The sequence below is a fragment of the Neobacillus sp. DFD-2R genome, assembly GCF_057747865.1.
Genome location: NZ_CM173228.1, coordinates 5,255,984 through 5,277,243, shown reverse-complemented (window position 1 = coordinate 5,277,243; position 21,260 = coordinate 5,255,984). Strand labels below are relative to the sequence as shown.

The window sequence follows — 21,260 nt, the reverse complement described above, 5'->3', positions numbered from 1 at the left end:
AATCAGGACGGGTCTGGTCCCCATTTTAAATGTTGGCAACAATCCCGATGACAAAATGCATTTTTGTATGAATTGAATCGGTGCTGTAAACGCTTTACTATTAAGATAGAAAGTTCAACAAATAAGTTGGAGGGGGAAATAAAAAATGAACGGGACAGCAAAAGACAACAAAGATGTCAAAGTTAAAATACAAAAGTTTGGCAGTTATTTAAGCGGTATGGTAATGCCGAATATCGGTGCCTTTATTGCTTGGGGACTTATCACTGCTTTATTTATTCCAACAGGCTGGTTACCAAATGCAGGGCTGGCTAAACTGGTAGGTCCAATGATCACGTATCTTTTACCGCTATTGATAGGGTTTACCGGCGGTAGAATGGTTTATGATATTCGCGGCGGTGTCGTTGGTGCCGTAGCGACAATGGGTGTGATCGTAGGTACAGATATTCCGATGTTCCTTGGAGCCATGATCATGGGACCTATCGGCGGCTTTGCAATTAAAGGCTTTGATAAACTCATTCATGGAAAAATCAAAGCCGGATTTGAAATGCTTGTCAATAACTTCTCTGCAGGAATTATCGGTGGTGCTTTAACATTAATAGCATTTAAAGGGGTTGGACCGGTTGTTGAAGCATTAAGTAAGACTTTAGCTTCAGGAGTACAATTTATTGTTAATCACCATGTCTTACCATTAGCAAACTTATTTATTGAACCGGCGAAAGTCCTATTCTTGAATAATGCCATTAACCATGGGATTTTAAGCCCATTAGGCGTTGAGCAAGCAACACATGCAGGAAAATCAATCCTTTTCATGTTGGAATCAAACCCTGGTCCCGGATTAGGAATCCTGCTTGCCTACATGCTATTTGGTAAAGGAACAGCAAAACAAACAGCACCCGGTGCTGCTATCATTCACTTCTTTGGTGGTATCCATGAAATTTACTTCCCATATATTTTAATGAAACCAATGCTTATACTAGCAGTAATGGCAGGGGGCGTAAGCGGTACTTTCACATTCACTGTTTTCCATGCAGGTCTTGTAGCAGCTCCATCACCTGGAAGTATTTTTGCCTATCTCGCTATGACACCAAAAGGCAGTTATCTTGCTAACCTTTCGGGGGTTGCCGTAGCAGCAGTTGTATCATTCGCTGTCGCATCGTTAATTTTAAAAACCAGTAAAGCTCAAGAAGAGGATTTAACCTCTGCCACAGAAAAGATGGAAGAGATGAAAGGGAAGAAGAGCACGGTTACTGCCGTGTTAAATAACGCTCAAGCAGCAATTAATCCCGATAAAGTGAACAAAATTGTGTTTGCCTGTGATGCAGGAATGGGTTCCAGTGCCATGGGTGCATCCATTTTAAGAAATAAAGTGAAAAAGGCAGGATTAGATATCACCGTTATTAACACAGCTATTAATAATTTGCCTAATGATGCTGATGTTGTTGTTACTCATAAGGATTTAACGGACAGAGCAAAAGCAAAGCTTCCAAATGCTACCCATATTTCTGTTGAAAACTTCTTAAACAGTCCTAAGTATGATGAATTAGTAAATGGTTTAAAAACCAGTTAATTTAGGAAAGAATCCGGTAAATTGCCGGATTCTTTTTTACAAGGGCTCTTTTCGTAAACTTTGTTGCTTTTGAAGCTTAATAAAGTTCATTTACTAAGTTTCTAGGCAATTTTCGCAAATGTTCTTACGAAAAGATGCCACGAAGCTTCTAATTATACGGGTTGAGAAACTTATACGAAAAACAACAATCTATGCGAAAATAGCCTTTACAAGAAAAGAATGTTTGAGGATTATCCGGCGCCCGGCGGCTTATGGACTTCGCTAAACGGACGCTTGTGCTTTTTAAATTTTGGCAACAAGTAAGATGACTAATTTCGATTTTCGTCTTATTGTATAAAGGTATATAACGTTTTACTATTAAAATGTGAGTATGAAATTTAAATTTTGGCAACATCATATGATTGGAGGACGATGGTCAGAAATCTTTTAACGGAGTGAGATCTATGTATATTTCTGCAAGGGAAAGACAAATTCTTGAAATCTTACTAACCGAAGCAAATGAGTTGACCGTAAAAGACCTCGCAGACAAAATAGGCGTGAGCGGCAGAACCGTTCATCGAGATTTGAAGAATGTAGAAGACATACTGGAAGAATATGAGCTTACCTTACAAAAAAAATCCGGTGTCGGTATTCAGGTTACAGGTGAGAAAAGCAAAATCAGGGAGCTTGAATTGTTTTTATATAATCTCTATCATACCGAATATACACCTGATGAACGGCAAACCATGATTTTGTGTAGTTTATTGGAGTCAAATGGGCCGGTAAAGCTGCTTGGCCTGGCTAATGACCTTAATGTTACGATTGCAACAGTTAGTAATGATTTAACGAAATTAGAAGAGAGCCTGCAAACATTTGGGTTGTCCCTGACCCGAAGAAGAGGATACGGAGTTGAAATTGAAGGTTCTGAGGGCGCAAAAAGAAGAGCAATGAGGAGCTTGATATCGGAGTATCTTGATGAATCGGAAATTCTTTCACTAGCTAAAGAAAATATTCAAAAGAGATCCAATCAGCAAATCAATACAGTATCCGAAAGGCTCTTAGGCTTAGTTGAAAAGAAAAAACTGCTTATTGTTGAAGATGTGATTGAATCAATTAGTCAGGGTCTGCCTTTTTCGATGGCCGATAGTGCGTATATTGGTCTAGTCGTCCACTTGGCGCTGGCAGTTGAAAGAATCCAAAAAGGGGAAGGAATTACAATTGATCCTTCCTATCTTGAAGATCAAAAAACTACAAAGGAATATTTATTTGCTAAAAAGATTGTTGAGCAACTAGAACAGATTTTTCAAATTAAGATTCCTGAAGCTGAGATCGGTTATATTACAATGCATCTAAAGGGTGCGAAACTGCGCCATGATAATGAATATGTGATTGAAGCATCCAGTTTACAGGCCGGGATGAAAACAAAGAATCTGATAGAGTATGTTGGAAACGTATTAGGTAGAGATTTGACCGGTAATCGTTCATTATTTGAAGACTTACTAATGCATTTAAAACCTGCTATTTACCGTATTAAGCAAAATATGGGCATAAGCAACCCGTTGTTGGAAAAAATTAAAACCGACTATGCTGAGCTTTTTTCCGTTGTTAAGGAAGCGGTTGAACACGTATTCCATGAGTTTAACGTTCCTGATGAGGAAGTAGGATATCTTGTTATGCATTTTGGTGCTGCCGTTCTGGGAAATAAGGAAATCGGTTATCTTAAAGCCTTAGTGGTTTGCTCCAGTGGAATTGGGACGTCTAAGATGCTTGCAACTAGATTGCAAAAGGAGTTTCCCGAACTGACACAAATTCAAAATGTATCGGTAATGGAATTTAAGAAAATGAGGACAAGTGATTACCATTTAGTCATCTCAACAATCCCAATCCCTAATTTTCATACAAATTATATTTTGGTAAGTCCGATCTTAAATAAAGATGAAATTGAAAAAATCCGCGTATTTATCGCTGAAACATTGAACAAAAATGGGTTCGAAAAAAAGCATCAACTAGTATTTAAGGTTGCTGAGAGTTTAAAGAGCACCCATAAGCTTGTGACGGAAATGAATGACATCCAAGAATTATCTGGAACGATTTCTACGATTCTGCATGGATTTGCCATTAAAGAAGCGGATGTAAATGCGACAACTGAAGAAATCTTAATTCAAGCTTGCCAAGAGTTATTCAATCGTCAATATATCAATGATATGGATGCGGTTTATCGTTCGATAATAGAGAGAGAACGGTTAGGGGGATTAGGCATTCCGGGTACAGGAATGGCTTTATACCATGCCCGATCGGTAAATGTTCTTATACCTTCTTTTACAATCTATACGCTACAGCATCCATTGGAAGTAAGGGGAATGGATAACACTTTAATGGATATGAACCAGTTAGTTTTGCTGTTGGCACCGACGGAAGCATCTGAAAAAACGCTGGAAATATTAAGTTTTTTGAGCTCGTTGCTAATTGAAAGTGAAGATAGCATATCTTTTTTTCAATCCAATGACCAAGAAAAAATAACAGCCTTTCTTACATCAAGATTTGATCAATTTTTCACAGAGAAAATACAGGAAATAAGGAGTGTATAAACATGTCTCAATCCATTTTAACGAAAGAAAATATTATCTTAAATGCATTTGTAGGATCAAAAGAAGAAGCGATTAAATTAACCGGCAGCATCCTAGTCGAAAAAGGATACGTAGAATCTAGCTATATCGGAAAAATGCTAGAAAGAGAAGAATTGACTTCTACCTACATGGGCAATTTTGTCGCCATTCCACATGGTACAGAGGATTCAAAAGAAATGGTTAAAGAATCGGGAATCTCATTTGTTCAAGTTCCACAAGGGGTAGACTTCGGAGCCGGAAACATCGTTAAGCTGTTAATCGGAATTGCCGGTAAAAATAATGAACATCTTGATATTTTGTCCAATATTGCGATTGTCTGCTCTGAAGAAGAAAATATTGAAAGATTAGTAAATGCAAAAACAGCGGATGAGATTCTAGCAATCTTTGAAGGAGTGAACTAATTTGTTAGCCGTACACTTTGGTGCTGGAAATATCGGTCGCGGTTTTATTGGGAATTTATTATACCATTCAGGTTATGAAACATGTTTCGTAGATGTAAATAGTGAAATTGTGAATTTACTGAATGAGAAAAAAGAATATCGGGTCGTATTGGCAGAACCATCTCAAGAAGAAGTCATTATTAAAAACGTAAGAGCTATTAATAGCGCCTCCAATCCTGAACAGGTTATCGAGGCAATTGCTAAAGCGGATCTTGTCACAACAGCCATCGGACCTAATATCCTTCCGCTAATCGCTAAATTGATTGCAGATGGATTAAGGAAGCGTATTGAACAAACAGATCATCCGCTTACTATTATTGCTTGTGAAAATATGATCGGCGGAAGTTTTTTATTAAAAGAGAAGATTTATGAAAAGTTATCAGCTGATGAAATCCGACAGTTTGACCGGCAATTTGGTTTTCCTGACTCTGCTGTTGACCGCATTGTTCCGAATCAGGTCAATGAAGACAAATTAATGGTTAAAGTGGAACCTTTTTATGAGTGGGTTGTGGAAGAACCGAAGATCGTCGGAGTAAAACCGCCTGTTAAAGGTATTACGTATGTACAGGAATTAGTGCCGTATATTGAACGGAAATTATTTACCGTTAATACAGGTCATGCTTTGGCAGCCTATTTTGGTTATTATGTTGGTATTGAAACGATTAATAGTGCGATGGGAAATCAGCAAATTCGCGAATTGGTTGAAGGTGCGCTTCATGAAAGCGGTGAATTCTTAATAGGAAAATACGGCTTCGATCAAGGGGAGCACAGCAACTATATTCAAAAGATTATCGGGCGTTTCTCAAATGCCTATATTATTGATGAAGTAACGAGGGTAGGGCGTTCACCTATCCGTAAGCTTGGGTTTAATGACCGCCTCATTAGCCCTGCCAGACAATATATTGACGTTGTCGGAAAAGAGCCCGTCTTTTTAATGAAAGGGATTGCTGCTGCACTATTGTACGATTTTCATAGTGATGAAGAAGCTGTGCAAGTCCGGACAACCATTCATGAACAAGGATTGGAAGCGGCTATTAGCAAGTATACACAGCTGGATGAAACCTCACCATTGTTTAAAGGTATTGTTGAGCAATACAATCAGTTGAAAAAAAATAAATAGAGAAAAAAAGTAACAATCCTACACCATCAAACAGGTTAAGATTGTTACTTTTTTATTGTTTTAAATAAAGGCTATTTTCGCATATTGTTGTTTTTCGTATAAGTTTATCAACTCGTATAATTAGAAGCTTCGTGGCATCTTCTCGTAAGGAACATTTGCGAAAATTGCCTAGAAACTTAGTAAATGAACTTTATTAAGCTTCAAAAGCAACAAAGTTTACGAAAAGAGCCTAAATAAAAGAGAAAGGAAATGGACCGTTTTGAAGGAATTTGAAATATTTTAGATGATTCGTAAATTTTCGTGATTGACTAGGTTATAGGTAAGGGTGTATGATTAGTTCAAGAAAACGATTTCTTGAAGTGAGGGGGCTGGAGATGACTGCAACCATTGAACATGTTGCCAAGCTTGCAGGGGTATCAAAAGCGACAGTTTCCCGTGTAATGAATGGATTGTCAACAGTATCTGAGGTAAACAGAATCAAAGTGAAGAAAGCAATGGAAGAATTAAACTTTGTGCCCAATTTAACGGCACGGAATTTGAGGAATCAGCGGACAGGTAATATAGCTGTTGTTGTACCTGAAGTTGGAAACGCATTCTTTGGCCGGCTTGTGCAAACAATGGCTATCGAAGCTGAAAAACAAGGGTATCAACTGCTTATTTGCCAATCAAGGTATCAGTATGAACAAGAATTGAATTACTTAAAATTCCTTAAAACGAAACAAGTCGATGGAATTATCTTTGCGGCCATTCGTAATAATTGGAATGTGGTTGAGCCTTACCTTGAATCCGGTCCGATCGTTTTGTGCAATGAAGCAGCTAATAATGCAACTGTTCCTGTAATCACGCCTGATCAAATTTATGGCGGATACATAGCCACGAAACACTTACTGGAACAAGGCCATACAAGAATCGCGTATTGTATAGATGGTGAAGACAGCAAAACAGGAGTGCAAAGAAAAGAGGGATATTTAAAGGCATTACAAGAGTTTAATCTCTCATTTGACCAAAAGTATTATTTTAATAGCGAAGCGTTGAAAACAGGCTCCGGTTTTGAAGATGGTAAAATTATTTTTTATCAAATCCGCAATATGACGGAACCGCCGTCCGCCGTATTTACCGGAAGTGATGAAGTTGCTGCGGGAATTATTACTGAAGCAAAGAAGTTTGGTTGGAATGTACCGAATGATCTTGCTGTAATTGGTTTTGATAACCAGCCGATTGCCAGCATTATTGAACCGAGCCTTACGACAGTAGACCAACCCGTTGATTTAATTGCGGAGAAGGCTGTACAGGTCCTTATTGAAAAAATTAATGATGGTACTCCTTTGAAGTTTGAGAACTATGAATATCCTTTGGAGTTAATAATCCGGGAATCCACAATTAAAACGAAAACACCATTAAGATTACCATGAAATTTTTAGTAGTATTACAAAATTATTGAATAACCGTTTCTTTATTTTTGCAATACTACTATTTTTTTAAAATGATAAGAAATCGATTTCTTGTAGCTGGAATACAAATTTTTTTAGAAAATCAAGAAAACGATTTCTTGAGGCAATTTAGCAGATTGGAAGGCGAGATTAATGTAAACGATGTCTTAATCTCGTTTAGTTAGTTTTGAAAAAAGGAGGAACTTTTGTGGAGCAGGTATACCAAAAATTGGAGAACAATCAGAGCGAGTTAAAGAAAGAAGCGTTGGCTGCTAAGACTGCAAAAAAACTAAAGTATATGAAAGATAATTATCAATTATATCTTTTTGTACTTCCGGCACTGGTCTTAATTATTATTTTTAAATACGTACCAATGTACGGTGCAATTATCGCTTTCAAGGATTTTAATCCTATACAAGGTATTATGGATAGTCCTTGGATCGGGTTGAAGAATTTTGAAAAATTTATAAGCACCCCTGATTTTATAAATCTATTAAGTAATACCTTGAAATTAAGTGTATTCGGGTTGTTATTTGGCTTTCCGGTACCAATTATTATAGCCCTAATGATTCATAGAATTAAAACTGTTGCACTAAAGAAAAACATTCAATTAATTTTGTATGCACCCAATTTTATCTCTGTTGTCGTTGTCGTAGGGATCGTCTATATCATCTTATCTCCCGTTGGACCGATTAATCATATCATAAGCTTTTTCGGTGGTAAGACGATAGATTTTATGACAGAACCGGGTTATTTCAGATCGATTTATATTATTAGTGATATTTGGCAATTTGCCGGTTGGGCATCTGTTGTCTACTTGGCAGCACTCTCAAACGTCAGCCAAGACCTGATTGATGCGGCAAGAATAGATGGAGCTAACATCATCAAGCAAATCATTCATATCGATTTGCCAACAATTAAACCGATTATGGTCATTCAGTTTATTTTAGCTGCCGGAAATATTATGAGTTTAGGTTTTGAAAAAGCCTATTTATTGCAAACCTCGATGAATATTCCTACTTCAGAAATTCTACCAACCTATGTCTTTAAAATAGGTTTGCAAATGGGCGATTACGGCTATTCAACGGCCATTGGCTTATTTAACGCTGTTATTAATGTCATTTTACTTTTAACTGTTAACAAGATAGTAAAACGGTTAAACGAAGGAGAAGGATTATAAATCTAAGAAACGGGGTGAACAGAATGTTTAAGCACCAAACGAAGACAGATAAAGTGATTTTAACTACAAATGGTATTGTTATGACATTAATTGTTCTTGCTATTTTGGGACCATTAATCTATGTCATAATGGCATCGTTTACAAACCCTAATACGTTATTAAACAGTGGTTTAACCTTTAATCCTTCTAAATGGACAATACAAGGTTATGTACGGGTTTTTAAAGATGGATCGATATTAACAGGCTTTAGAAATTCATTATTTTATTCAACTGCTTTTTCTATTATTTCGGTTTCGATAACTTTATTGGCTGCTTATCCATTATCGAGAAAGGATTTTGTCGGCAGAAAAGTTATTATGACAATTTTCATCATCACCATGTTCTTCGGGGGCGGATTAATCCCAACATATCTTTTAGTAAAAAATTTAAATATGTTGGATACCATTTGGGCAATTTTAATACCCGGAGCTGTGAATGTTTGGAACATTATATTGGCAAGAGCCTATTTTCAGGGAATTCCCGATGAATTAAGAGAAGCAGCCATAGTGGATGGGACCTCAGAAATGCAGTATTTCTTTAAGATATTATTACCGCTAAGTAAACCTATCATAGCCGTTTTAGTATTATATCAATTTGTTGGTCAGTGGAACTCCTATTTTGATGCCATGATCTATCTTAAAAGTGATAATTTGCAGCCGTTACAGATTGTGCTCAGATCCATTCTAGTACAGATGCAGCCTAGACCCGGAATGATTCAAGATGCACAAAATGCAGCACAGCTACAACAGATAGCGGAAATGGTTAAGTATGCCAGTATTGTTATCTCAAGTTTGCCATTAATTTTGATCTATCCTTTCTTCCAAAAGTACTTTGAAAAAGGAGTAATGGTAGGTTCTATTAAAGGATAAGAAGTAGAATCAAAAAAACTATTTTAGGGGTGTTTTTTAAATGAGAAAAATGAGTTATTTAGTATCAGCTGCATTGGCTGCAAGTTTACTGGTAGCGGGATGTTCTAATTCAGCTTCGAGCTCAGCCGGTGGTGCAAAAGGAGCAAATTCATCACCGGGTTATAAACTTAAAAATGTAGAATTACCTTTAAAAAAGAAGGAAACGTTAAAATTCCTTACGCAGAGCTCACCGTTAGCACCAAAAAACCCTAATGATAAATTAATATGGCAAAGGTTTGAAAAGGATACAAATGTTCATATTGAATGGACTAATTATACGTGGGATCAATTCGGAGATAAAAGAAATTTAGAGCTTGCAAGTGGAGATCTTCCTGATGCTATTTTTCATGCGGCCTTAACAGATAATGATATCTTGCGGTATGCGAAACAAGGAGTAATTGTTCCGGTAGAGAATTTAATCGAAAAAGACATGCCAAATTTTAAAAAAGTCCTTGATACTCATCCCGAATATAGAAAGTTGATAACAGCTTCCGACGGACATATTTATTCATTCCCGTGGATTGAGGAACTTGGTACAGGTAAACAAGCGATTCAAGCATTAGATGATATTCCTTGGATTAATAAGAAATGGCTCGATGAGTTAGGATTAAAAATGCCTACCACTACAGATGAGTTGGAAAAAGTCCTTATTGCTTTTAAAGAAAAGAAACCGGATGGAAAAGATGTCATTCCAATGTCCTTCATGATTAATCATGGCGGTGAAGATCCTGCCATGCTCCTGGGAGCCTTTGGATTAGGTGATAACTATGACCATTATATGGTTTCAGAAGATAAGAAAGTAGTTTACACAGCAAATCAAGAAGGTTATAAAAAGGGAATCGAATGGCTTCACCAACTGCAACAAGAAGGATTAATCGATAAAGAGGCATTTACTCAAGATTGGAATACGTATGTAGCGAAAGGTAAGAATTACCGTTATGGATTATATTTTACTTGGGACAGAGCCAATATTACGGGGAATAATGAAGACTACGTTCCACTGCCTCCATTAAAAGGGCCGGACGGAACGGTAAATGTTCCACGTACGAATGGTTATGGATTTGACAGAGGCAGAATGGTCATTACAAGTGCAAACCAGAACCTTGAATTAACCGCTAAGTGGATTGATAAATTATATGTGCCGGTTCAATCCGTACAAAATAACTGGGGTACGTATGGCGACAAAAAACAACAAAACATTTTCGAACTGACAAGCAACGGTTCTCTTAAACATTTACCACTCGGAACAGCCGCTCCCGGTGAATTAAGACAGAAAACAAATGTAGATGGACCTTTGGCTGTCTTAAATGAATACTATGGAACCGTAACCACTAAGCCGGACGACGCTGCTTGGAGACTTGATGTTTTGCATAAAACATATGTCCCGTTTATGAAAGCAACTTATAATTATCCGCCGCTTTTCCTGGATAAGGATAATCAAGATCAATTAACACAGCTTGAGGCAGTAGTAAAGCCATATGTAGAAAGAAAGAAAGCGGAATGGATCTTAAAAGGCGGCATTGAATCACAATGGAATGATTATGTAAAAACATTGGACAAAGATGGCCTTTCAAAAATCCTTACAATCAAACAACAAGCTTATGATAAGTATAATTCAGGAAAATAAATGGTTGGAATAAATATGTCTAAAATTTCTTTACAAACCCGAACAGAAAATCGTTTCTGTTCGGTTTGTTTTCCAGAATCGGGAAACAGGACTTTAACTTTTGAAATGTTAGGTGAGGGAGTTTATGTATGATGTTGTAGCGCTGGGTGAAGTATTAATTGATTTCACTCCGGCAGGAAAATCAGAAAATGTGGAAGTTCGATTTGAAAGAAATCCGGGAGGAGCTCCGGCAAATGTGCTTTCTGCATTAGCCAAGTTAGGCAAGAAAACGGCTTTTATCGGTAAGGTAGGCAATGATCAGTTTGGTCATTATTTAAATTCGGTATTACAGAAATATAACATCGACACTAAGGGTGTAGTGTTTTCTAAAGACACGAATACAACATTGGCTTTTGTCCATTTAGATGATCAGGGAGATCGTTCCTTCAGTTTTTACCGTAATCCCGGAGCAGATATGATGTTAAATGAGAGAGAAGTAAATTTAGAGATTATAGAAAATTCTCGAGTTTTCCACTTCGGCTCGATATCAATGACGCATGAACCTTCTGCTTCATCAACTATTAAAGCCGTAACAACTGCCAAAGAAAATGGCCTCCTTATCTCTTTTGATCCAAATTTGAGAGTAGATCTTTGGAGCGATTTGAATCACGCAAAGAACATGATTGAAGTCGGTATGAAATTTGCTGACGTTTTGAAAATATCTGAAGAAGAACTTGAGTTTATTTCGGGAACGAAGGACCTTAATAAGGGCTCGGAATATATATATGATCATTTTCATACAAAACTAGTTTTAGTAACGTTAGGATCCGAAGGGTGTTTTTATCGGTTAGGTCATTCGGTAGGTAAATGCAGTGGATATGTGGTAGAGGCAATCGACACAACCGGTGCAGGGGATGCCTTTTTGGCGGGAATTTTATATCAAATTATTGAAAGAAATAGTGATTTTTCTAATTTATCTTTGAACGATGTTGACCAAATGGTGTCTTTTGCTAATGCGGTAGGAGCTCTTGCCACAACCGAAAAAGGTGCCATTCCTGCAATGCCGTCTATTGAAGAAATTCTTGCACTCTATAATAAGACAAATTGTGTTAAAAGGGGATTATGTCTCAATGAATAAAATTGATGTTAAAGAAAAATTTCGTCCGCAGTTTCATTTTACACCGCAATCGAATTGGATGAATGATCCAAATGGAATGGTTTATTATGCCGGTGAATACCACCTGTTTTATCAGTATCATCCTTTCGGTACGACATGGGGACCGATGCATTGGGGGCATGCTGTAAGCACGGATTTAATTCATTGGGACCACCTCCCTATCGCACTGGCACCGGATGAGTATGGAGCTATTTTTTCCGGAAGTGCTGTTGTAGATTGGAATGATTCTACAGGTTTTTTTAATGGCGGCTCAGGGCTTGCGGCTATTTTCACGCATGCAGATCAATATCCTGGTTCAGATCGTCCTAGACAGCGGCAAAGTCTTGCATATAGTACGGATCATGGACGAACCTGGACTAAGTATAAAGGAAACCCTGTATTAGTAGAGGAAAGTATTACAGACTTCCGTGATCCAAAGGTGTTTTGGTATGGGGAAACAAACAAGTGGATTATGATTCTTGCGGCTGGTGACCATGTCAGGATTTATACCTCTCCGGATCTAAAAACCTGGTCGTTTGCAAGTGAATTTGGGATTGATGCCGGTTCCCATGAGGGTGTTTGGGAATGTCCGGATTTGTTTAAATTGCCGGTTGATGGAAATAACAGCCATCATAAGTGGGTAATGATTGTTAGTATTGGGAATGAATCAGCATATACAGAAGGTTCAAGAACGCAGTATTTCATCGGTGATTTTGATGGTACAAAGTTCACAAATGGAAATCCACATGACACAGTACTTTGGCTTGACCACGGAAGAGATAATTATGCCGGTGTCACGTGGTCAGATATCCCGAATGAGGATGGCCGCCGTCTTTTTCTTGGCTGGATGAGTAATTGGAAATATGCAAATGAAACACCAACCGATGCTTGGAGAAGTGCTATGACGCTGCCGCGTGAATTGAAATTAGTTGATAGTGCTTATGGGGTAAGGCTTGTTCAGACTCCGGTGACTGAATTTGAAAAAATCAGACAGGAAAAATATTCTTGGGAGGAGCTCACGCTTGTACCAGAGAGCAATATTTTAACCGATGTTTCGGGAGATATGGTAGAAATTATTGCCGAATTTGAACTTGGATCAGCAACCGAATTTGGTTTTAAAGTTAGAAAATCAGCTAATGAGGAAACGATTATCGGCTATGATGCCGCTGAGAAATCTTTATTTATCGATCGATGTAACTCAGGTGTAACTGATTTTAATAAATTTTTCCCTTGTAAGCATGGAGCACCATTGTCTGCGAAGAATAATCGAATTAAAATGCGAATTTTTGTAGACTGGTCTTCAGTTGAGATTTTTGGAAACGATGGAGAATTGGCGATTACGGATCAAATTTTCCCTAACCCTATGAGTCAAGGGTTAGATTTATATATAAAGGATGGAAATGTGAAATTAGTATCATTAGTGATTTATCAATTAGAGTCAATTCATAGCTGACATTTATTTTGGGGACACCTACTAGTTTTAGCGCAAATTGTAAAATTAGAAGGTAGTCCCTATTTTTATAGGAATAAGGAAGAGGTTTCGATGAGATTAGGTTTTATTGGTTGTGGTGTTATTTCAATGGCACATGTTGAAGGCTTGGAGGAGTTAAAGAGAAAAGGACTAGAAACATTTGAATTGTCAGCTGTTTGTGACATTCAGCAGGAAAGAGTTGAACATTTTGCCTCAGAAGTGGAAAAACGTTTGGATAAACGCCCAGCTGTATATACAGATTATCGTGTGATGTTAGAGAAAGAGCAAATGGATACAGTGTCTATTTTAATTAATCATGACATACATCATACAGTAGCAGAAGATTGCTTTGCTGCAGGGGTTCATGTACAAATGCAAAAGCCCTTGGCGATTTCTCCTTCTTTTGGCCGGAAAATGGTAGCTGATGCGAAGAAATATAACCGAGTATTAACGCTATCTGAACCAAGTGTGTTAGGGGCAGAAAATGTTGCGATAGCCAATGCCATAAAAGACGGCGTGATTGGTTCTGTATCTTTAATAATGGACTATGCCACTGTTACTTTAAATCGGGGGTTTTTCGCCGATACGCCTTGGAGGCATATGAAAGGTAAAGCGGGAGCAGGATGGATCAATGATCATGGTGTTCATAGAACACATTTCTTTACAGAAATAAACGGCCCGATTGATGAGGTTTTTGCCTATACTGAAATCTTTGAAAAAGAATTAAGTAATGGAAAAATGACACTCAATCCAACTGGAGAAGATACGGCGGTTACCGTTTTCAAATTTAAAAATGGCGGACTTGGTCATTGGATGTGTGCAACGTCAGCACATGGTGAAAGAACTGCAGGTGTGTGGATTTATGGGAATAAAGGATGCTTTCGCCCGGGACAACATATAACGCTCGAAGATGGAAAAAAGATTCTAATGCCTGAATTAATCGAGCGATATGCCTCTAATATCGTTGATCATCCCTTCGCCCATTCCTATGTGGAATTATGGGAAGCAATTGCTGAAAATAAGGCACCTATTTCAAGTGCTGAGAGAGGACTAGAAGCTTTAGGAGTTGTATTTGCTGCTCTTGAATCGGCAACAATAGGTCAGCCGGTTAAAGTTCAAGATATTATTAAGGGTAATAAACATGCCTATGAAGATACAGTTCTTGAAGAGATGAAGTCACTGTCAATTGAGAGATGAAATTAATATTAATTGCGTATTTCATGAAAAGGAGAGCAAAATCAAAGCTCTCCTTTTCTGCCTGATTTGACTTAGAAAAATAAAAAAATGAATATTTTATTAACAATACTGAAAACATTAATTATGTTGAACCCGAAACAAAGCTGTGTTATACTCGAAAAGTCCAATAACTGACCGAAAAACTAAAACGGTCAAAAGGGGGTCAAAATGGCAACTAACAGAAGAAAGATGATTATAGAGGCCTCGACCAAGTCCTTTTCAATGTTTGGCTATAAAGCGACAACAATGGATCAAGTAGCAAAGCTTGCGAATGTTGGGAAAGGGACCATTTATACTTTTTTTAAAAATAAAGAAGAGCTCTTTGAAGAAATCATTTCTACGATGGTAAAGGAAATGATTGCTGAAGCTGAAAGTGTGATTCAACCGGAATTGACCTTTACCGAAAATGTCCATCGCGCCCTTTATCGGTTATTGGAATTTCGCTCACAGCACCAGCTAATGATTAAATTAATCCAAGAAGAAAGAGAAATGGGGACCTTAGCTGTATCTGAAATGCTTCAACACATTGAGGATGAAATTATTGCATATATAAAAAAGAAAATTGAAACCGCAATGGCCAAAGGTGCAATCCCAGTAGCTAACATTGAAATAACCAGCTTCCTGCTTCTTAAAATGTATATTGCACTCGTTTCCGATTGGGAAAAAAATCATCAACCATTGAGTTCAGAACAAATCGCAGAAATAATGAAAGTATTCTTATTAAAAGGATTATCGCATTGATGATTCTTCTTTTTTAAAAGAAAAATGACCGATTGGGAAAGTCGGTCATTCGGGTGAACTAAGAGGAGGAAAACACATGAAAGCATTAGCATCATTGAAAAGTGAATTTTTAGGGGTCCTCCGTAATCGTAAGCTGCTTATTGCGGTTATCGGGGTAATGACGATTCCGCTTCTTTATAGCGGAACGTTCTTATGGGCATTTTGGGATCCATATGGCCATGTGGACAGAATGCCGGTAGCCATTGTCAATCAAGACCAAGGAGCTGTATATAATGGCAAAAGATTAGAGATTGGTAATGATTTAGTGAAGAATTTGAAAAAGAAGAAAAGCTTTGATTGGCAATTTGTCAGTGAGAAGCAGGCAAATAAAGGGCTGGAAAAACAGGAGTATTATATAAAAATTGAAATTCCAAAGGATTTTTCCAAAAATGCAACAACCTTACAAAGTGATCAACCAAAAAAATTAAATCTGATTTATACCCCAAATGAAGGGTTTAATTACTTATCTTCAAAAATTGGCGATTCAGCAGTTACTAAAATTAAGGATGAAGTGGCCGGCACGGTTACGGAGACTTATGCAGAATCAATGTTTACTAATATTAAAGATGTTGCAAAAGGATTAGACAAAGCAAGTAATGGTGCCGGTGATCTTTATGATGGTATTGATCAAGCAAGAAATGGCGCAGGAGATTTAGATTCAGGGATTAGTACGGCAAAAAGCGGCGCCTCTGACTTAAGTAAAGGGGCCAAATCCGTTGATTCGGGTGCCAAGCAAATTCAACAAAATCTTGCGCTTCTTGCCGAGAAATCAGTAGCGTTTTCACAAGGGGTAGTAGCTGCTTCTACCGGCTCTAAACAAGTTCAAAGTGGTCTGCAGCAGTTTGGAACAGGGCTTGGACAAATGAAGGAAGGCAATGCCCAATTGTTAGATGGAGCAAAGAAAACAGAAGCCGGTTCCAAGCAATTATCGGAAGGATTAGATTCAGCAGCGGCAAAGCTGCCGGATCTTCAAAATGGCTCCAAGCAGCTGGCAGATAATATGGGTCAGCTTGCATCCTCCATCGAGAAATGGAAACAAGGAGCATGGGACACTAAAACCGGGGCTGACAAAGTAAGCCAAGGAATTCAGCAAGTAGCTGACCAGGTTAGTGCAATGGCTGACGGTACTGCTGATCCTATTGAAAAAGCAAGGCTTGAAAGCTTGGAAGCAAGCTTGCAACAGTTATCGGAAGGCAGCCGGAAGGTTTCCGGCGGCGTAGCAGCATTATCAGATAATGCAGGCCTTTTAAAACAAGGAGCAGATCAATTAGCAGCAGGAGCAGGTCAACTAAATCAAGGTCAAAGTCAATTGGCAGCCGGCGTTAACCAACTTTCTGCCGGTGCGAAACAGCTTACAGGCGGGCAGGTGCAGCTAACGCAAGGTTTAGGTGTCTTTGCTTCCAAGCTTAACGAGGCTGAGAAGGGCTTTAGCCAAATAACAGGCGGAAGCAGCAGCTTAACTTCAGGTTTAAACCAATTAGCATCAGGATCTGTGCTGCTTCAGGATGGCACTGAAAAGCTTGCGCTAGGTTCGACGCAATTAGCAGCTGGCACAGACAAACTTTCTAAGGGAAATGCTGACTTAAAGAATGGAATGGATCGTCTAGCTGATGGTTCGTCACAATTGACAAGCGGAATGGGAAAATTATCAGATGGCTCGAAGGAGTTAAGCACAGAGCTGAATAAGGGTGCGAACGATGTAAATGATGTCAAAGCGAATAAGAGTGTCTATAATATGTTCGCGAAGCCGGTTAATTTAAAAGAGGACCGGATGAATCAAGTTCCCGACTATGGTACCGGCTTTACCCCTTATTTCTTATCGCTAAGCTTGTTTGTCGGAGCACTGATGCTTTCAATTATCTTTCCAATGCTTGAACCGGCGACAACGCCGAAAAGTGGCTTTGGCTGGTTTGCAGGTAAATTTGGCATTTTGTTAACAGTCGGTATTGGTCAGGCGCTATTGGCTGACGTTGTACTCCTGCAAGGACTCGGATTAGTCGTGAAAAGTGTTCCATATTTTATTATGTTAAGTATTTTTGCAAGCTGGACGTTTTTAGCGATTATTCAATTCCTGGTTACTGTTCTTGATAATCCCGGCCGTTTCTTAGGGGTTATTATTTTAATCCTGCAATTAACAAGCAGTGCGGGAACGTATCCAATAGAATTAGTTCCAAAGATTTTACAGAAAATGAATCATTTCTTGCCAATGACTTATACGATTGCCGGATTTAGAGCCATTATTTCAACAGGGGATTTTAGCTTTTTATGGGAAAACATGACCTATATAGCCATTTTCTTTGTTGCTTTCCTCTCTGCAACACTTACATTCTTTATGGTTAAATTCAAGCGTCAAAATCATCTGCAATATCAGTAAAATAAAGAGCTATCTCCGGTTGGAGGCAGCTCTTTGCTTTTACTTTTTAATGAAAGCAAACACTTTTGCTTTCGTAGTAACATTACTTTTGCTGTTAACCGTATAATCCTCCATAAGACTTAAAAACATTCCAAAACCGAAAACAGTCATGGAGGCAATTATGATTCCGATGCCTAATGTGGAGAGGAAATAACCCTGGTTGTAAACGTTTACAAAAAGGCCGAATAAAAAAATCATAATTCCGAGGCTAATTCCAAACGTAGATGCCTTTTTAAAGTTAAGTAGGGTTTTTAACTGTTTTTCTTTCATCGTTACCAACTCCTTATACTGAATATTCTATCAATTGTCACGATTTTGTCAAATCTTTTTTAAAATTCTAAAAATTAAATAGTCGAAAGTTGATGTTAGATAAAAACTCGGGTATAATACCCGAGTTTTTTGTTATGTTCGCTTACTTAAATTCTCCTGTGCCATTTTCACAAGCTCGCGGACCATACTTCCGCCCAGCCTTCCGCCGACTTTTCCTGCCTGTTCGGAGGTCAGCTGCCCATTGTACCCTTTTTTCAATGGAACACCGGTTTCTTCTGCTGCTTCAAACTTCGCATCCTCAGGATTTTGAACATTTGCAACCTTTGCTTTTAGCTCATCCAATCCTCTTCTCGCTTCAGGGATAAGTATTTTGTTTCTTCTGGACATAGTAAATCCTCCTTTACCATTATGATTTCCCCATTTTAAAAAATAAAAAAAATAAACTGCCTCTGGATAAATCCTTTTTTATCCAGTATAATAACTGATAATCAATTCGGAAAAAATCAATGAAAAAGAGAGTAGTTATCTGTGAGGTGCAAGCGAGTCAGGGGTGGTGGGAGCCTGATACAGAGCGGATAATGAAGCGCACTTTTGAGATGCCTGCCTGAAAATTGTAGGGTATGCCGGAGAATGCTCCGTTAACAAAGTAAGCCGGTTCTTTTGAACAATTAGAGTGGTACCGCGGGTTAACTCTCGTCTCTTTATATAGAGGCGGGAGTTTTTTGTTTCGTTGAAAATTTATAAAAAGTTTAATCTTTGAGAATTGTGAGCTTTTCTGCAAAAAAAAGGAGGTCTAAAAAATGAATTTTAAAAAGGAACTTGCAGCACTGTTTTTTGCGGCACTGGATAGTGAAATCCCCGCTGGTGAATTAGAACTGCTGATTGAAAAGCCAAAAAGCGAGGTGCATGGAGATTTAGCCTTTCCATGCTATTCCTTAGCCAAAACACAGAGAAAATCGCCAAATGTAATTGCCCAACTACTAAGTGAAAAGATTAAGTCACCCATTTTTGAAAAAATAGAAGTCATTGGTGCCTACGTGAATGTATTTTTAAACAAACAGACGGTTGCCAAAGAATTGATAGCTGAAATCATTCAGCAAAAAGAAAGCTATGGTGCTCTTGAATTAGGAGAAGGCGGTAAGGTAACGATTGATATGTCGTCTCCTAATATTGCCAAGCCTTTTTCGATGGGGCATTTGCGTTCGACTGTTATCGGCAACTCCTTAGCATTAATTGCGGAAAAATGTGACTATAACCCGATAAAGATTAACCATCTGGGTGACTGGGGGACGCAATTCGGGAAGCTGATCACCGCTTATAAGCTTTGGGGAGATTCGGATCGAGTAAGAAATAATCCTATTAAAGAATTGTTGGCACTATATATCAAATTTCATGAAGAAGCGGAAGCAGATCCATCCCTTATTGAAGAGGGCCGAAAATGGTTTAAAAGGCTGGAGGATGGAGATGCAGAAGCATTCAAGCTTTGGCAATGGTTTCGGGATGAGTCATTAAAAGAGTTTTCAAGAATTTATGAGTTAATGAACGTTCAATTTGACTCATTTGCAGGGGAAGCCTTCTATAATGATAAAATGGACCCCGTTGTTAAACTCCTGGAGGAAAAACAATTGCTGGTGGAATCTGATCAAGCCTTAGTCGTTGAGTTGACAGAAGAGCAGCTGCCGCCATGTCTAATAAAAAAATCGGATGGAGCCACCCTTTATGCAACCCGTGATTTAGCAGCGGCCATCTATCGGAAGGAAAACTACGACTTTAAGAAATCCTTATACGTTGTTGGGCATGAACAAAGCCTGCATTTTAAACAGCTAATCTCCGTTTTGGATAAAATGGGTTACGGATGGGCCCGCCAAATGGTACATGTCCCATTTGGAATGATGCTTAAAGACGGAAAGAAAATGTCGACGAGAAAAGGGAAGGTTATTTTACTGGAGGAAGTGCTTAATGAGTCCATCTCAATGGCACGCCAAAATATTGAAGAAAAAAACCCGCTCCTTGCTAACAAAGACACTGTTGCGAAACTAGTTGGAGTTGGTGCCGTCATTTTCCATGACCTAAAAAACTATCGAATGAATGATATTGAATTTTCTCTTGAAGAAATGCTTCGATTTGAAGGGGAAACAGGTCCGTACGTACAATATACGTTTGCGAGAGCATGTTCCATTTTACGAAAAGGCCAATGGCAAGCTGATCTACCGGCAGAAATAAATCATTGTTCTTGGGAAAAGGAATGGAAGGTAATCAGTTTATTAATGGAGTTCCCTAATGCCGTTAAAAGAGCGTTTGAGAATCTGGATCCATCACAGATCGCAAAGTATGTTGTCGACCTTGCCCAATCTTTTAATAAATACTATGGTGAAGTAAAAATACTTGAAGAAAATGCTGACCAACAAGCAAGATTAGCGCTGGTAGCCTCCGTAACAATCGTCCTTAAAGAAGGCTTACGATTACTCGGGCTGGAAGCTCCTGAGGAAATGTAGAAGCGTATTATTTCAATAATTGGATGATTTTGGTTAAAATATAATAGAGTAAATATGGGGAGGCAGATAAAGATGAGCGAATTACTATTTAAACATTTTGAGCTGACAAGAAGTCTCTTTGTTAAGAATGTGGATGCGCTGGATGAGTGTATTGTCGACGTACAACCTAAAGGCTTTAATAACACGATACACTGGCATATTGGTCATGTATTAACGGTCGCAGAGCAATTTATGTTTGGCTATCCCAAAAAATCAAGTCATTTACCCGAAAAATATATGAATCTATTTGGATCACGAACGAAACCGGCTGATTGGCAGGAGGATGTCCCATCTGTCAGCGAATTATCAGCACAGTTAAAAGAACAAATTGAACGGATTAAGGAGATTCCGGCAGCGAACTTGAATGAAAAGCTAAAAAGCCCGTTCCATGGTCTGGAGACCTATGGAGAGATCGCTAACTTTGCGATTTTCCATGAATCCAACCATTTGGGGCAAATTCAGGCAATGAAACGTGTTATTGAAACTGCTTCATGGGAATAATTA

General features: G+C 38.4%; 17 protein-coding genes and 1 other annotated feature. Of the genes, 15 read left to right on the top strand and 2 right to left on the bottom strand.

Annotated features, from left to right (window positions below; all coding sequences use genetic code 11):
- The first annotated feature begins 145 nt into the window (after positions 1–145).
- From AC3ANV_RS26425 to AC3ANV_RS26365, 13 genes are all read left to right on the top strand, one after another.
- Positions 146–1,567, top strand: coding sequence for a PTS mannitol transporter subunit IIBC (locus AC3ANV_RS26425; protein ID WP_488311518.1), 1,422 nt, complete (start codon positions 146–148; stop codon positions 1,565–1,567).
- 443 nt (positions 1,568–2,010) lie between these two features.
- A complete protein-coding gene (locus AC3ANV_RS26420) occupies positions 2,011–4,134 on the top strand; it encodes a BglG family transcription antiterminator (protein ID WP_488311517.1) in 2,124 nt (707 codons plus the stop codon).
- Between the two features lie 2 nt (positions 4,135–4,136).
- On the top strand, positions 4,137–4,574 hold the full coding sequence (locus AC3ANV_RS26415) for a PTS mannitol transporter subunit IIA (RefSeq protein WP_488311516.1): 438 nt from the start codon (positions 4,137–4,139) through the stop codon (positions 4,572–4,574).
- 1 nt (position 4,575) lies between these two features.
- Complete coding sequence (locus tag AC3ANV_RS26410; RefSeq protein WP_488311515.1) at positions 4,576–5,733, top strand: mannitol-1-phosphate 5-dehydrogenase; 1,158 nt, start codon at positions 4,576–4,578, stop codon at positions 5,731–5,733.
- Between the two features lie 374 nt (positions 5,734–6,107).
- Positions 6,108–7,145 (top strand): LacI family DNA-binding transcriptional regulator, encoded by a 1,038-nt coding sequence (locus AC3ANV_RS26405; RefSeq protein ID WP_488311514.1) that lies wholly within the window; start codon positions 6,108–6,110, stop codon positions 7,143–7,145.
- A 316-nt stretch (positions 7,146–7,461) separates the two neighbouring features.
- Positions 7,462–8,343 carry an ABC transporter permease gene (locus AC3ANV_RS26400; RefSeq protein ID WP_488314343.1) on the top strand — a complete coding sequence of 294 codons (882 nt, stop codon included), beginning with the start codon at positions 7,462–7,464 and terminating at the stop codon, positions 8,341–8,343.
- Positions 8,344–8,366: 23 nt separating this feature from the next.
- Positions 8,367–9,251: a carbohydrate ABC transporter permease gene (locus AC3ANV_RS26395; protein ID WP_488311513.1), complete on the top strand. Its 885-nt coding sequence runs from the start codon at positions 8,367–8,369 to the stop codon at positions 9,249–9,251.
- Positions 9,252–9,291: 40 nt separating this feature from the next.
- The gene (locus AC3ANV_RS26390; RefSeq protein ID WP_488311512.1) at positions 9,292–10,917 is read left to right on the top strand and encodes an ABC transporter substrate-binding protein; all 1,626 of its coding nucleotides are present in this window, start codon (positions 9,292–9,294) and stop codon (positions 10,915–10,917) included.
- Positions 10,918–11,041: 124 nt separating this feature from the next.
- On the top strand, positions 11,042–12,034 hold the full coding sequence (locus AC3ANV_RS26385; RefSeq protein WP_488311511.1) for a carbohydrate kinase family protein: 993 nt from the start codon (positions 11,042–11,044) through the stop codon (positions 12,032–12,034).
- Entirely contained in the window at positions 12,027–13,505 is a 1,479-nt protein-coding gene (locus AC3ANV_RS26380) for a glycoside hydrolase family 32 protein (RefSeq protein WP_488311510.1), read from the top strand. Before AC3ANV_RS26385 ends, AC3ANV_RS26380 begins: the two co-directional genes overlap by 8 nt.
- A 90-nt stretch (positions 13,506–13,595) precedes the next feature.
- A complete protein-coding gene (locus AC3ANV_RS26375) occupies positions 13,596–14,720 on the top strand; it encodes a Gfo/Idh/MocA family protein (protein ID WP_488311509.1) in 1,125 nt (374 codons plus the stop codon).
- 207 nt (positions 14,721–14,927) lie between these two features.
- Positions 14,928–15,500 (top strand): TetR/AcrR family transcriptional regulator, encoded by a 573-nt coding sequence (locus tag AC3ANV_RS26370; protein ID WP_488311508.1) that lies wholly within the window; start codon positions 14,928–14,930, stop codon positions 15,498–15,500.
- A gap of 76 nt (positions 15,501–15,576) precedes the next feature.
- Positions 15,577–17,913 carry a YhgE/Pip family protein gene (locus tag AC3ANV_RS26365; protein ID WP_488311507.1) on the top strand — a complete coding sequence of 779 codons (2,337 nt, stop codon included), beginning with the start codon at positions 15,577–15,579 and terminating at the stop codon, positions 17,911–17,913.
- A gap of 39 nt (positions 17,914–17,952) precedes the next feature.
- On the opposite strand, the gene AC3ANV_RS26360 is transcribed toward AC3ANV_RS26365, so the two are convergent.
- Both AC3ANV_RS26360 and AC3ANV_RS26355 read right to left on the bottom strand, forming a co-directional pair.
- A complete protein-coding gene (locus tag AC3ANV_RS26360) occupies positions 17,953–18,222 on the bottom strand; it encodes a hypothetical protein (RefSeq protein WP_488311506.1) in 270 nt (89 codons plus the stop codon).
- Between the two features lie 132 nt (positions 18,223–18,354).
- On the bottom strand, positions 18,355–18,609 hold the full coding sequence (locus AC3ANV_RS26355) for an alpha/beta-type small acid-soluble spore protein (protein WP_488311505.1): 255 nt from the start codon (positions 18,607–18,609) through the stop codon (positions 18,355–18,357).
- Positions 18,610–18,719: 110 nt separating this feature from the next.
- Positions 18,720–18,926, top strand: a binding site (T-box leader).
- 96 nt (positions 18,927–19,022) lie between these two features.
- Between AC3ANV_RS26355 and argS the strand changes: the two genes are divergently transcribed.
- Together argS and AC3ANV_RS26345 are read left to right on the top strand one after the other, a co-directional pair.
- Positions 19,023–20,717, top strand: coding sequence for an arginine--tRNA ligase (gene argS / locus AC3ANV_RS26350; RefSeq protein WP_488311504.1), 1,695 nt, complete (start codon positions 19,023–19,025; stop codon positions 20,715–20,717).
- Positions 20,718–20,789: 72 nt separating this feature from the next.
- Positions 20,790–21,257 (top strand): DinB family protein, encoded by a 468-nt coding sequence (locus AC3ANV_RS26345; RefSeq protein WP_488311503.1) that lies wholly within the window; start codon positions 20,790–20,792, stop codon positions 21,255–21,257.
- The last annotated feature ends 3 nt before the right edge of the window (positions 21,258–21,260 follow it).

Coding starts and splice junctions, on each gene's coding strand:
- AC3ANV_RS26425 (WP_488311518.1), top strand. CDS start 146: ATGAACGGGACAGCAAAAGACAACAAAGATGTCAAAGTTAAAATACAA.
- AC3ANV_RS26420 (WP_488311517.1), top strand. CDS start 2,011: ATGTATATTTCTGCAAGGGAAAGACAAATTCTTGAAATCTTACTAACC.
- AC3ANV_RS26415 (WP_488311516.1), top strand. CDS start 4,137: ATGTCTCAATCCATTTTAACGAAAGAAAATATTATCTTAAATGCATTT.
- AC3ANV_RS26405 (WP_488311514.1), top strand. CDS start 6,108: ATGACTGCAACCATTGAACATGTTGCCAAGCTTGCAGGGGTATCAAAA.
- AC3ANV_RS26400 (WP_488314343.1), top strand. CDS start 7,462: ATGAAAGATAATTATCAATTATATCTTTTTGTACTTCCGGCACTGGTC.
- AC3ANV_RS26395 (WP_488311513.1), top strand. CDS start 8,367: ATGTTTAAGCACCAAACGAAGACAGATAAAGTGATTTTAACTACAAAT.
- AC3ANV_RS26390 (WP_488311512.1), top strand. CDS start 9,292: ATGAGAAAAATGAGTTATTTAGTATCAGCTGCATTGGCTGCAAGTTTA.
- AC3ANV_RS26385 (WP_488311511.1), top strand. CDS start 11,042: ATGTATGATGTTGTAGCGCTGGGTGAAGTATTAATTGATTTCACTCCG.
- AC3ANV_RS26380 (WP_488311510.1), top strand. CDS start 12,027: ATGAATAAAATTGATGTTAAAGAAAAATTTCGTCCGCAGTTTCATTTT.
- AC3ANV_RS26375 (WP_488311509.1), top strand. CDS start 13,596: ATGAGATTAGGTTTTATTGGTTGTGGTGTTATTTCAATGGCACATGTT.
- AC3ANV_RS26370 (WP_488311508.1), top strand. CDS start 14,928: ATGGCAACTAACAGAAGAAAGATGATTATAGAGGCCTCGACCAAGTCC.
- AC3ANV_RS26365 (WP_488311507.1), top strand. CDS start 15,577: ATGAAAGCATTAGCATCATTGAAAAGTGAATTTTTAGGGGTCCTCCGT.
- AC3ANV_RS26360 (WP_488311506.1), bottom strand. CDS start 18,222: ATGAAAGAAAAACAGTTAAAAACCCTACTTAACTTTAAAAAGGCATCT.
- AC3ANV_RS26355 (WP_488311505.1), bottom strand. CDS start 18,609: ATGTCCAGAAGAAACAAAATACTTATCCCTGAAGCGAGAAGAGGATTG.
- argS (WP_488311504.1), top strand. CDS start 19,023: ATGAATTTTAAAAAGGAACTTGCAGCACTGTTTTTTGCGGCACTGGAT.
- AC3ANV_RS26345 (WP_488311503.1), top strand. CDS start 20,790: ATGAGCGAATTACTATTTAAACATTTTGAGCTGACAAGAAGTCTCTTT.